Origin of the sequence: Brevibacillus formosus (assembly GCF_003013405.1) — a bacterium.
Lineage (GTDB): Bacteria > Bacillota > Bacilli > Brevibacillales > Brevibacillaceae > Brevibacillus > Brevibacillus formosus.
Window position 1 is genome coordinate 129,560 of record NZ_PXZL01000030.1, and the last position, 12,156, is coordinate 141,715.

Consider the following 12,156-nt stretch of genomic DNA (forward strand, 5'->3'; position numbering starts at 1 on the left):
TGAGGATCTGACGGCCTCCCGCTTTTTCTTAAAATCACCTTACCTTGTCCTGATTTTAACACGATTTCACCATGCTCTGCCAGCCAGTCCACTATTGCTTCGACAGGCTCTTCCTTTGTAGAAGCAATTATTTATCGCATACCCTTCTGCTTGAAATCATAGTAGGTAAAGATAGTAAAAAGGAGGAATGATATGTGGATCAAGAAAAAGTAACCATCAAGATTAACGACAATGGCTCAATTCGTGTTACCGGTGCAGTTGAATTGCTGGATGGAGCAGGTGACAAGTATGATGTCGGTTCATCTTTTTCACTCTGTCGATGCGGTCAATCCGAGAAAAAACCGTTCTGTGATGGCACGCATAAAAAAGTAGGTTTTGAAAGTGCACCACGAGCAAAAGTATGATTCGAAAGAGCGCAGATGCGCTCTTTTTTTCTTTTTATCAATCGCTTTTTATGTCAAATTGTTTCCTTATAGAAAGATTGGTATAATTTTGAAAAGTATTCCGCAAGCGAAAGTGAGGTTTGAGAGGAGGAAATAACATAAGCTGCCTGCCAAATTCTCGTTTTGATTGACGGGGTTTATTTTTTTTACCTAAGATAAAGACATTCCGATTCCATATACAATGACGGAGAACTTTCCTTCGCCAGTTATGGTTGACATAGTTAGGAGTGCACAACCATGTATGCACAAACAGTACGTTACGATCAATTTGGTGAACCCCGTGAAGTATTGAAGGTTGAACAACGGCTGATTGAACCTCTGAAGCAGGATGAAATTTTGGTAAAAATGAGCGAACGCCCTATTAATCCTTCTGATGTCATCCCGATTCGTGGTGCTTACAAGCATCGTATCAACCTTCCCGCCATTCCTGGGTATGAAGGGGTTGGTACCGTAATTGACACAGGTCCTTTTGCTCCCCGTTCTCTTATCGGGAAACGTGTTCTGCCTTTGCGCGGTGAGGGTACGTGGCAAGAATTCGTAAAAACGACAGCTGAGCTAGCCATTGCGGTTCCTGATTCGATTCCAGATGATATTGCATGTCAGTTGTACATCAACCCAATCACTGCCTGGGTCATCTGCAATGAGACTCTTCAACTGTCTTCTCAACAGGTTTTGTTAGTCAATGCAGCCAACTCAGCCATTGGCCGCTTGTTCATTCAGCTATCCGCTCTTTTCGGTTTTCGGGTGATTGCCATCGTCCGAAACGCAAGATATACCGGGGAGCTGATGCAACTCGGGGCTTGGCATGTCATCGACAGCTCGCATGTGTCTATTTATGAGTCCATCATGAGTGTCACGAACGGACAAGGTGCTCATGCGTCTATTGATTCCATTGGCGGGCCAGATGGTTTAGAGCTGGCGAAGTCTACACGTGCCGGCGGGATTTTCTTGTCGTTAGGCCTTTTATCGGGAGTTCAAGTGGATTGGTCGACTATCTCGAAAGAGCTTGGCGTTCTCCCTCAACTGTTTTTATTGCGCCACTGGAATCAACGAGTTTCCGTGTCTACCTGGCACGAAACGTTTGAGAAAGTTATCGATCTCGTTCAGAGTGGGAAGCTCCTTTTAGCAGAACCTGGAGCGAAATTTGCCCTGCATGAGGTAAAAGAGGCGGTGCAATTTGCGGAGAGCCGTCATCGTACGGGAAAAATCATCTTGGTGTAATTACTTGGATGGAATCGTACCTCTTAATCGCTACTTTTCGACGAGCAAAATAAATGATAAGCTCTCGCTGTAGCGAAAATGTAGATGGTACTGTGCCTATACGGCTCCTTGTTCTCTAGGGATGTACAAGTAGTTTACTTAATAACACCGAAGCCAAAAATGAGCGTTTCCTTACCCTTTTTGGCTTCGGCGAAACATAGGAGGTACTATGGCTATTCATGAAAAGAGATTTCTTAAAAATTATGAATCAAAAGCCTCTGAATATCTGAACGATAAAGAAAAAGCATCTAATCTCCTAAAAAAAGCAATGAAAAAAGCAGATAAAAAAGCGATCGGAGATGTTTGGGAGAATTTACAGCTACTCTTTCAAATTTTCGGTGATTGGACGAGTGGAAAATATCGAACAATCCCCGTCAAATCCATTTTAATGATAATTGGCGGGATTTTGTACTTTGTTTCACCCATAGACGCCATCACAGATTTTATTCCTGTTGCTGGTTTATTAGATGACGCGACAATCATTGGATTGGTGTTTCGACAAGTGAGCAGTGACCTTACTTTATACAAAGAGTGGAAACAAAAAGAATTTTTACAGGAATAGGATAAATCCATTCGAGTAGAGCGAGGTGCTTTGATGACGCTACAAAACTATTTACATCATACATTTCCAACGTTAATGCTTAGACCACCTTTGTTTTATAGCTGGGATATCGGAATTCGTTTTGAGCTGGGTGTGGACTACAATTACCATAACGTTTATGAAAATGGCCCCTATTTACAGGGAGTTTATACGCGAGCGATTACTTTATGTAAGACTTTACATGCACCTAACGATGACATCTATATCGTTGTGGATGTAAACGATTTTGGAGACGGTGGAGCTTTCAAGCGCAAATTGAACGTCTTTTCCAAGTATGTGAAGACCAAATCCCTTTTGTATAAGCTGCAACAACATACTATCCCTTATGTTTTTCCAGAAGACGATGAGAATGAAGCCTATCGAACGCATCGATTCGCCTTGAAGTGTAAGACATCGGACTTGGCATATGTTCCGATGATAAAAGCAATCTGCCGTCAGGATATGGGATTACAACCACGTATTTTTCATCGGGTATACTTTATCAATACGAGCCAACAAACCATCTTTCACATCTATGACGATCGAGGCTGTGATTTATTAGCCACTTCTCCTGAAACAATCAGAGGGATTTATGAAAGCTACTCGCATTGGATTTTAGATTATGACAGAGCTAAGATCGATAGTATTTTCGTAAATGGAAGCAGCTATGGCAACACATTTCCGGCAGATCGATAGATGTCATACCACTCTTCTCGCGTCAAGCGAATATGTGCTGCTTTCACGCAATCTTTCATTCGGTCGACATTCGTCGTGCCAATGACAGGTTGCATGTTCGCCGGGTGCCGTAGTAGCCAAGCGATGGCGATTGTCGTGTTGGATACTTCATATCTAGCTGCAATTTCATCGATTTTTTTGTTCAAATCAGGAAATTTCTCGTTCCCAAGGAAAGACCCCTCGAAAAATCCATGCTGGAATGGCGACCAAGGCTGAATCGTAATATCATGTAGCCTGCAGAAGTCGAGTACACTGCCATCGCGGTTCACAGCCGAGTTGTTCTCCATATTGACGTTGAACCCTTGCGAAATCATCGTCGCGTTCATAATGCTGAGCTGCAACTGGTTAGCGACGATTGGTTGCTTCACATATTTGTGTAACAACTGGATCTGCATCGGATTTTGATTGGAAACGCCAAAGTGGCGAACTTTACCCGTGCTCTCTAGAAGAGCGAACGCTTCCGCTACTTCTTCCGGCTCGACAAGCGTGTCTGGTCGATGCAGCAGCAATACATCTAAATATTCAGTTTTTAGGCGCTTTAGAATGCCATCCACTGCATTCAAAATATGCTCTTTGGAAAAATCGAACATACCAGGACGGATGCCACATTTCGATTGCAACAGGATACGCTCGCGAATGCTAGGGCTCATCTGAATCGCTTCCGCAAATACTTCCTCACATCTGCCTTTTCCATAAATATCTGCATGGTCGAAGAAGTTCGCCCCTTCTTCAAGCGCCGTTTGTACGAAGCGCTCCGCTTGCAGCTTGTCTAGTGACCCTATCCTCATGCAACCGATTGCAATTACAGGTACTTCTAACTTGCTCGTGCCGAGTGGTATGGCTCTCATGTCAATCCTCCGATTCTATTTTTTCATTGCGTCCATAGAGCTCATTGGTTTATTCAACTCACAAGACTGAGAATCCTGCGGAAATGGAAATCGGGATGGATAAGAAATCCATAGTTAAAAGTCCTTCCCACTAAACCATGGAAGGACTCTTTACTTGGTGTAACTTCCCTGTACACCCGTGATTCTTCTATTTTCGGTAGTAATATTTCGCCCAATCGTTGATGATTTGTTTTTTCGTCTTCGCCTTCACCTTAGGGGAATCGCTTGTCTCCCAATCTCGAATGGCATCTCGAAATGACTTGTAAAACCAGAAATCATTAATAATCCATGAGCAAAAAATTTTCCGATACATGCGTCCCGCATGAATGCCAGAGCTGTATCTTCTTACAGCCTTACTTGCTAACCGTTTTGCAAACTTTTTAGCTGGACCACTTTTGTCTTTTACAACCGGGAACTTTTTATAACTTCTACTCATCATTAACCTCCTTTTTGGGAAGTTAATGACCGTAATTCATCTCCTTCATCGTACACCCTCCTTTGGGTTTATCTATATGAAAATACTCACGAGCTACTTAAAAGTTTCGATTCCAATCGTGTTTTTCTGCAAACATTGCTGCACAAACAAGAAAAGCCTTTGTAAGCAAAGGCTTTTCTACCATTTCGTATGGAGCGGGTGATGGGAATCGAACCCACGCCGCAGGCTTGGGAAGCCGGAGTTCTACCATTGAACTACACCCGCATGATGTTCGTGCATTGCATTCCAACTGCTTCCAATTATACATCTGTCTGAATTATTTGTCTAGTTCTCCAATCGAATGTAGCCATGTCAATCATGCAAGAAAAGACCGCCCGGGCATCATCCCCCGTTCGGTCTTCTCTGCTTGCTTTGACTTCAGGCATGCGCAAGTGTTTGCTGCGAAATAATTCGCCCACTCTCCATTTTCACTACTTGATCAGCAAGGTGGAAGTAACGATCGTCGTGTGTGATCGCGATGACACATTTGCCCTGTCTTTTCATTTCTGGCAGCAAGGATTCGTAAAAGAATTGACGATACTCTGGATCTTGGTCCGCTGCCCACTCGTCAAAGAGGAAAATGGGCCGATCTCTTACCAGACTGAGCATTAAGGCAAGGCGCTTGCGTTGACCCGTAGACAGCTTCGTCGTGCTAAACGTTCCCGTTTCATCCACCTCTACTTTGTCAGCGATGCGCAGCACCTCTAAATATTTGCTCACTTCTTCTTGCTTCGCTTGGTAATCGATTCCGTACATCTTCTCAAACAAGTAGAAATCACTGAAGATCGCGGAGAAGAATTCGCAGCGTTGATCAGCATTCACTTTTTGGCCGTTCATGAAAAACTCGCCTTCATCCTGCTCGTACAATCCGGTAATCAGCTTGGCAAACGTTGACTTCCCGCTGCCGTTCCCACCAACAATGAAGACGATTTCCCCTTTTCGGCAGGAGAAGTCCAGCGGCCCCACGGAAAACTCTTCGCCCTCCTTGTTTTTGTATCGGAAACGCACCTGTTCAGTTGAAAACGTCTCAAAGTCTTGCTCGTTCCGCTCAGCTACGCTTTCCTCTTCTCTTCTCGTTTCCACTGATAAGGAATCAAGCAACGCATTCAGTCGCTGCCAGCTGATCTTAATCCGAATCAGCTCCGGTACTGCATTCAAAATACCGTGAACAGGTCCTGTCATATACAGAAAGACAAACACATAACTAATCAGCATCTCTTTTTGAAGCGAAGGGAAAAGAACCGGGAATAAAAAGGCAACTGTGCCGATTACCACAACGAAAAGCAATTCCCCAATTAAATACACGTTCACAAATTTAAATTGGCCCGCTGATTTTTTATGTCGATAGTCAGAGCAGCTTTTTTCCATGTCTTCTTCGAATTCTTTTCGTTGCGCCTGCGTCAAATACAGCTCCTTGAAGCCGCCGATCATATCGGTAATATAGGAGAAAAACACATTTTGGATGTCTCTGGTTTCCTCCCATACTTTATTTGCAAAGCGACCTGCCAGCGTATACAAGCCTACAGCCACAAAAATGACTGCCAAACAAAATAAAAATCCGTATAGATCCAGCGAGCCCAGATAAATGAAGCAAAACAGTAGTGTAACCGCACTCGTCAGCGCCACAACGACACTATTGGCGAACGTACTGATCGTTTCCGTATCGTTATTTAACCCCGCATATATTTCACCGTTATCGAGTGTCTCGTACTTTTGATAAGGGGTCCGAAAAATTTTGCGGATCAGTTCCATTCTTTTTTCGTATACGATTTCATTTGTGATCACAATCAGTCGGCTACGCATCATTTTCTCCCCGACGATATACAACAAGATACCCAGGAGAAAATACAGGAAAATCGATGCATGAAACTTGTTCGTAGAAGTGAGCGCCAAATTAATCATAAAAATAATCAGCGCATTTCCAAATCCGCTGATGAGCCCCTGTATGACAATGGACGTCATGGATGTTTCTTGTGATTTCGGGAACAAGCGGATGAGTGTGATGTAGACATTAAACAGAGCGAGTCCTGCCACCAATGCGTACATGGCGTAAAAAATGGTGATCGGAAGCCAAACCTCGATGAACGGCCATGGTAAGCCCATAAAAAAAACATCCGGCAGATAGTATAAGGCGGCAGTCAAAACACTTCCCATGACAACAAATGCAACAAAGGATGCAAAACAAATTCGCCCCGCATTTGCGGCGAGTTTTCGTTCGCCTCGATAGACTTGCACGAAAGTCTGGACGATTACCCCACCAAGCAGCAACAAAAGGATACCAAGGATCACGAGAGAAATGCTTGCCAGTCGATCCGCTTGCAGATTGGTGTCAGACACGACTGCGGGAGCTTCTTTGCCAAGTACGAGATTGACGGCCCCTTCTGCGATAACAGATGCGTTCAACGAGTTGATATTGGTCAAAACGACGGCGCCCAGCTTTTCTTCCGGACGAAATACCATGTACGAAGAAAATGCAGGGTTATTGCCACCGTGCGAAATTTGCCCTCCACCATCCTGATAAATCATCCAGCCTGACGCATACGAGAAACCATCTGAAGCAGGAGCTACCGAACGATCAGGAAGATGGGAAGCACGCACCAGCTCGGGACGAAACGCAGATGCCTCCACCCCCAACTGAATCTGCAACCATCGTTCCATATCGTTTAAATCGGAAACGACATAACCCGCAGGCGTATTTCCCCGATATTCCGGCGCATCATACACGCGTGGGGAAAAGAACTCGATTTTGTGCCCTCTTGCCATCTCCTCCACGGGTGCCTGTGCCTTCAAAAAGGTATGGGTTAGTCCCAATTTGGCAATGACTTGTTGCTGCACATACTGCTCATAGGACTCTCCGGTAATTTTCTCGACCACATAGCCCAGGATATCGTAGTTAATGGTGGCGTATTCATACTCGGTCCCCGGCTTGCGGACCAGTTCCGTATGATTGATGGCTCGCACGGTTTCTTCGATCGCATTTTCGCTGGAGGAAATAGGGATGGAGCCAATGCTTTCAAACGGAATCCCGCTGGTATGGTACAGCAAATGCTTAATCAGGATTGTTTCCTGTTGTCCTTTATAGGTAACGCCAAACCACGGAATATAGTTCTGAACCGGGTCTTCCAGCGAAAGTCGTTTCTGCTCGACAAGCTGGTGAACTGCTAGCGCTGTAAATGCTTTGGAGTTCGACCCGATTTCAAACAAGGTGTCAGAATTAACCGGCTCTTGCTTCTCGGTGTCAGAGAACCCAAACGATTGCTTGTAAATGGTTTTCCCCTCTTTGACGACCACAACGGCTGCACCCGGGATTTTTTCCGACTCCATGGTTTTATTGACCAGCTGCTCGATTTCCGTTGCGATTTCCGTATCCTGTCGATCGTTCGTTTCGGCGTACACGGCCATACTGCTGGAAAGTACGAGAACCAGACACATCAGCAAGAATGCTAGTTTTCGTCTCGACTCATCTATGATCTTTTGCAGAATGATCCACTCCTTTTTAGGCCCTGCGTCTGTGGGAAAGACCGCAACCAGTACGTGATGTAATTGGGATTGGATAGAAACCGTGGCGAATCAAACTCGCCACGGTTTCTTATTACGCATCGCACATATACACGGGTTTCGAGTAGAGGCGCAAGGTTTCTCTCCATTTTTTAACCAATCGCTCCCACTGTTCTTGCTCGATTTGCTCTTGTTTCAATAGGCTAATTGGAATACACAAGTTTAATAAACGCCCGTCTATTTCAAAACGGGTAACACCCGCAGGCAAAACATGCCCTTCCGATACGATACGCTCCAATTCCGCCAGACTGATAGGCGGGAACCGTATCAGGGCTGCTCCTGTCTCTGGCCATTCGAGCATCCCTGTGGGCAGACGATGCACAGGATGGCTATAGTTGTAACTGTCCACTAATTGACGCCATAGCGTCATTCGCCACTTATCATCCTGCCGATTCTCATTTGGATACAGATAGAAGCGTTCCTTGTTCCCTATCTTCATTTCTGCCACAGGCGTTTCTCCTAAACGCTCTGTTTCCCACCGAAACACAGAATCCTGCTCCACTGACTGCAACCATGCAGCGACTGGCACAATATGATCCCACATATCCAAGTGAAAATCCTCATGTTCCACTACCTGTACGGGGATATGTTTGCACCCAAGCGCTTGAAGAGCAAAGGTCCGATGTGCACCATCAATGATCAAATACTGGCCGTTTTGCATAAGAATCGCCAGCGGAGGATGGCGCAAAATCCCTTCCTCCTCAATGATCTGTCTGGTCTTGTGTAGTCGCTTGTTCTCATGTGACTCGTGCAAACAAATACGAGATGACTCTACGAGTTTTAGATTTGCCAGCACATCGTACAAAATGGTAACCTCCAGTTAGTCTTGCAAGTGAGTTCCGATCCCCTGCGAGAGTGCTTGTTTGTAATAGTAGGCAGCAATGGCGATATCAAAAATCGCCATCCCCATCGGATTAAACATGATTGGCTCATCTTGCGGAAATTCTTTCATCTGGTCAAGGCAGACAATATCTGTGATGGATTTGGTATCTTCTTTTTGCAATCCTCTCTCCAGATGCATAATCTCGATGTCCGTGTTCTCACGGCAGACTTCAGTCCAGTCATCTACGATTATGGAGCGGGTATAGTCGAGAATTTTTGGTGTAAAATCGCGTAGCGATACATTTAACAACAAAGAATGACGTTTTGGTTGCTTGTCAATAAAACCATGCGGTGATACCGTGCACGTAATGAACACATCTGCCTCGCAATATGCTTCTTCCCACGTTTGCGCGATAACCGTTTTCTCTTTTATCTCAGCCGGAATGTGCTCCTGCTGGATACCCGCAATGTCATAGAGAACCACCTTGTCGATTTTCTCTCCTAACGTGGCCGTTACCATTTGCAGATGAAGTCTGCCAATCGGACCAAATCCGATAATTCCGACCGTTACATTTTGCAGGGGACGTACTTGTTCGTAATGCTTGAGGAGAAGACCGGAAACAGAAGCAGTTCGAATTCCGCTGACCAGGGCTGTATTAATCGTTGCTACAGGCTTACCCGTTCTGGCTTCGTTCAGGATGGTAATCGAATGCGCGCGTTGGATACCCTCTTGGAGGTTTTTCGGGAAACTGGCAATCCACTTGATTCCCGCCATGTAAGTATCTCCGCCTACAAATGCTGGCATGGCTATAATGCGGTTTGACATGTCATGATATCGCAAATAAGGTTTAATCGGCTGTGCATAATCCTCCTTGTGTAAGGAATGCACAGCATGTTCAATGACATCAATGGTTTCCTTCCAATTCTTGCCGACCTTTTCAATATCACTCGTATTTAGATATAACATCGTGCAGCCCACCCTGCTTATCGTAGTAGATTTATTGGACACTGCTTAATTGCCAACGAAAGAATGCTTTTGCTGATGCAACCACTGAACCCATTCCTGGTTGTATACGGTATTGACATATGGCATACCACCGTCTGGACATAAAAAGACGACATTAGGCTTGACTACATGTTTTTGATCTTTGAAATAGTTTTTAATCGCCCAGTAGGAAGTCCCAGAAGATCCTCCAGCAAAAATGCCATGCTCAGCGTACAGCTGATAGCAAGCATTGACTGTGTCCTCCTCCGAAACATGAACGACCTCATCGATGAGCGCGCCCTTGAGTATGTCAGGCCGCATGCTCGATCCAATTCCCGGGATGTATCGTTTTTGTGGCTCTTGCCCGAAAATCACTGATCCTACCGTATCGACAGCAATGATCTTTATGTTTGGATATCGTTCTTTCAATCGCTGCGAAATTCCAGTAATCGTGCCACCAGAGCTAACGCCGATGAACGCATAGTCCAATGTCTCGAAGCTATCTGCGATCTCGGCCCCCAGTCCGAAGTAATGGGCTCGAGCACTATCCGGATTTCCATACTGGTTCGTCCAAAACGAGCTCTTCGTCTCATTGAGCAGACGATTGACCGTTTGGATGCGCGTTAGGAGAAATCCTCCTGTCTCATCACGGTCCGTTACTTTTACGACCTCATGGGAAAACGCCCTGAGCAAATTCTCATATACAGGATTAATATTGGGGTCAATGACTGGAATAAATTTAATTCCGATTCGCTTGCATAAAGTCGCCAAAGCGATAGCAAAATTTCCTGAAGAAGACTCGATCACGGTAGTTTCCTGTGTAATCTCTCCTCTTTTGATCGCCTCCTGTAGTATGTAAAAGGCAGGCCTCACTTTTACACTTCCCATGAGGTTGTTGTACTCCAGCTTGCAAAACAGATTGATGTGCTCATGCTCAAGTTTGATTAAAGGCGTATTGCCAATCATGTGACTTATGGCCATCATTTTCGTTAGCATGTTGAGCCCTCTCTCCCGTTTTTTCCCGTCTTCGTCCGATCGACCGTATACTTCTTGGCTCTTCGATCAGGCAGATTTTGCATCCATTTTTTGCTGGATGTAACCTGCCAGCATTTTCATATCTTGAAAGTTTTCCAAATGAAGCATGTCATCATCGAACTCAATGCCAAACTCTTTTTCAACCTTTACGACCGACTTGATAAAGGTCAATGAATCAATGTACTCCGTAAGTTCTCCGCTTTCGTTCACGTATTCAGAAAACAGCTGTAGGAGCGTCTCGTATACTTCGTTTTCCTTTTCCATATGAGTCCCTCCATGTGGTAGATGCTTACACAACAACGCCAACCCGTTCCAGCAGATCTCTTGTTTTTGTCGCCGCCTCAAATTCCAGCGTTTTTATGCTGTTGATTTTTTGCAGAACGCGATGAACCATATCACTGCGATTACTGTCAAAAGCCTTCAAAATCATATTGGTCGTAATTTTCCATTGGTGGCCAATACTGCGATACAGCTCGGCAAGATCGGCAAAGTTTTCGTACTTCTCACTGATCACCTGCAGCACGTTGGCATACATCGCCCGTGTTTGTGCCATGCTGATCAAGCTGTGGTTAAGGATATCGAGATGATCGTCTGTAATCTCCACCCCGCTAGCCTGAAAAGCCTCTACGTCTTTGAGAAAAGGATCAAGGGATTTCAGCCCTACCTCGACGTTGACATCGTCAGGTACATCCAACTCCCGCTTGATTTGACTTATGTCGTAACGACCCTCTAATACGCTAAGATTGCTCCTGACTGCTTCCAGCAACTGATCAGGCGTCGGATGCAGAGAATCTGAGAGTACCAATTCAAATGATCGATTATGAAGAGGATACCATTCGCCTGTGCCTGCATCCCGGTAGGAGGAGTTACTCGCCTGTAAAAATTGCTCGATGGGCAACAGACCTTTGTAGCGGTAGTAATCATCGACGATTAGAAGCTGGTTACCTTCTCTTCCTGCGACAATGATGCTATGCATTTCTGGCAGGTCCTGATAATAAGGGTTGTAGGGGAGCTCTGCCATATTGCAGAGGACAATTGTCGGTACCTCCCGTTCCAAACGTTCTTGTATATTTGCCAAAAACAGGTCGTTTTCCGGCTCAGCCCGGCCTTCTACGCAGATATTGTGAATCCACGTAAGCTCACTGACTGTTCTCATGTATTGACCGTTTACATCACCATAAGGAGAATCCTGCGTTTTTAGATAGATGGCACCGCACTGCTTCCAGGCTGTTTCCAAAGCGGAAAAGTTCAGGTATTTCAGAACCGTGAAGATAGAAGCGCCAATGCAATCCAGGTTCGGATGCTTGCTCGGTTGGATCTCGGCGAGTGACATAAGCACTCTCCTTCCTGTCTATCGTAATGGTAAGCACATGCGA

Annotated in this window: 12 protein-coding genes and 1 tRNA gene; 4 read left to right on the forward strand and 9 right to left on the reverse strand. The window is 45.2% G+C overall.

The genetic code is table 11. From position 1 onward, the window contains the following. Window positions 1-194: 194 nt before the first annotated feature. The 4 genes from C7R91_RS23370 to C7R91_RS23385 all read left to right on the forward strand — a co-directional run bounded on the left by C7R91_RS23370 (window position 195) and on the right by C7R91_RS23385 (window position 2,979). Complete coding sequence (locus tag C7R91_RS23370) at window positions 195-404, forward strand: CDGSH iron-sulfur domain-containing protein (protein ID WP_047067441.1); 210 nt, start codon at window positions 195-197, stop codon at window positions 402-404. 276 nt (window positions 405-680) lie between these two features. Then, on the forward strand, window positions 681-1,664 hold the full coding sequence (locus C7R91_RS23375) for a zinc-dependent alcohol dehydrogenase family protein (RefSeq protein WP_047067443.1): 984 nt from the start codon (window positions 681-683) through the stop codon (window positions 1,662-1,664). A 208-nt stretch (window positions 1,665-1,872) separates the two neighbouring features. Continuing rightward, entirely contained in the window at window positions 1,873-2,265 is a 393-nt protein-coding gene (locus C7R91_RS23380) for a YkvA family protein (RefSeq protein ID WP_047067445.1), read from the forward strand. Window positions 2,266-2,298: 33 nt separating this feature from the next. Next, window positions 2,299-2,979: a DUF3885 domain-containing protein gene (locus C7R91_RS23385; protein WP_047067447.1), complete on the forward strand. Its 681-nt coding sequence runs from the start codon at window positions 2,299-2,301 to the stop codon at window positions 2,977-2,979. Here the strand turns inward: C7R91_RS23385 and C7R91_RS23390 are convergent. The 9 genes from C7R91_RS23390 to C7R91_RS23430 form a co-directional block, all read right to left on the reverse strand. Then, a complete protein-coding gene (locus C7R91_RS23390) occupies window positions 2,949-3,866 on the reverse strand; it encodes an aldo/keto reductase (RefSeq protein WP_047067449.1) in 918 nt (305 codons plus the stop codon). The genes C7R91_RS23385 and C7R91_RS23390 overlap by 31 nt on opposite strands. A gap of 187 nt (window positions 3,867-4,053) precedes the next feature. Next, window positions 4,054-4,341: a hypothetical protein gene (locus tag C7R91_RS23395; protein ID WP_047067451.1), complete on the reverse strand. Its 288-nt coding sequence runs from the start codon at window positions 4,339-4,341 to the stop codon at window positions 4,054-4,056. Window positions 4,342-4,531: 190 nt separating this feature from the next. Further along, a tRNA-Gly gene (locus C7R91_RS23400) sits at window positions 4,532-4,605 on the reverse strand. A 153-nt stretch (window positions 4,606-4,758) separates the two neighbouring features. Continuing rightward, complete coding sequence (gene edeA / locus C7R91_RS23405; RefSeq protein ID WP_174769368.1) at window positions 4,759-7,818, reverse strand: cyclic peptide edeine export ABC transporter EdeA; 3,060 nt, start codon at window positions 7,816-7,818, stop codon at window positions 4,759-4,761. 154 nt (window positions 7,819-7,972) lie between these two features. Then, window positions 7,973-8,734, reverse strand: a complete 762-nt coding sequence (locus tag C7R91_RS23410) for a ParB N-terminal domain-containing protein (RefSeq protein ID WP_236697812.1) — start codon at window positions 8,732-8,734, stop codon at window positions 7,973-7,975. Window positions 8,735-8,758: 24 nt separating this feature from the next. Next, window positions 8,759-9,727, reverse strand: coding sequence for a 2,3-diaminopropionate biosynthesis protein SbnB (gene sbnB, locus C7R91_RS23415; RefSeq protein WP_047067457.1), 969 nt, complete (start codon window positions 9,725-9,727; stop codon window positions 8,759-8,761). Window positions 9,728-9,772: 45 nt separating this feature from the next. After that, a complete protein-coding gene (sbnA, locus tag C7R91_RS23420) occupies window positions 9,773-10,741 on the reverse strand; it encodes a 2,3-diaminopropionate biosynthesis protein SbnA (RefSeq protein ID WP_047067459.1) in 969 nt (322 codons plus the stop codon). A 66-nt stretch (window positions 10,742-10,807) separates the two neighbouring features. Further along, window positions 10,808-11,044 carry a phosphopantetheine-binding protein gene (locus C7R91_RS23425; protein WP_047067460.1) on the reverse strand — a complete coding sequence of 79 codons (237 nt, stop codon included), beginning with the start codon at window positions 11,042-11,044 and terminating at the stop codon, window positions 10,808-10,810. Window positions 11,045-11,069: 25 nt separating this feature from the next. Then, window positions 11,070-12,113, reverse strand: coding sequence for a hypothetical protein (locus C7R91_RS23430; RefSeq protein WP_047067462.1), 1,044 nt, complete (start codon window positions 12,111-12,113; stop codon window positions 11,070-11,072). Window positions 12,114-12,156 lie beyond the last annotated feature (43 nt).

What these genes read in the sequence shown, in the direction of transcription:
- C7R91_RS23375 (WP_047067443.1), top strand. Translation starts at nt 681, where the DNA reads ATGTATGCACAAACAGTACGTTACGATCAATTTGGTGAACCCCGTGAA.
- C7R91_RS23380 (WP_047067445.1), top strand. Translation starts at nt 1,873, where the DNA reads ATGGCTATTCATGAAAAGAGATTTCTTAAAAATTATGAATCAAAAGCC.
- C7R91_RS23385 (WP_047067447.1), top strand. Translation starts at nt 2,299, where the DNA reads ATGACGCTACAAAACTATTTACATCATACATTTCCAACGTTAATGCTT.
- C7R91_RS23390 (WP_047067449.1), bottom strand. Translation starts at nt 3,866, where the DNA reads ATGAGAGCCATACCACTCGGCACGAGCAAGTTAGAAGTACCTGTAATT.
- C7R91_RS23395 (WP_047067451.1), bottom strand. Translation starts at nt 4,341, where the DNA reads ATGAGTAGAAGTTATAAAAAGTTCCCGGTTGTAAAAGACAAAAGTGGT.
- sbnB (WP_047067457.1), bottom strand. Translation starts at nt 9,727, where the DNA reads ATGTTATATCTAAATACGAGTGATATTGAAAAGGTCGGCAAGAATTGG.
- sbnA (WP_047067459.1), bottom strand. Translation starts at nt 10,741, where the DNA reads ATGCTAACGAAAATGATGGCCATAAGTCACATGATTGGCAATACGCCT.
- C7R91_RS23425 (WP_047067460.1), bottom strand. Translation starts at nt 11,044, where the DNA reads ATGGAAAAGGAAAACGAAGTATACGAGACGCTCCTACAGCTGTTTTCT.
- C7R91_RS23430 (WP_047067462.1), bottom strand. Translation starts at nt 12,113, where the DNA reads ATGTCACTCGCCGAGATCCAACCGAGCAAGCATCCGAACCTGGATTGC.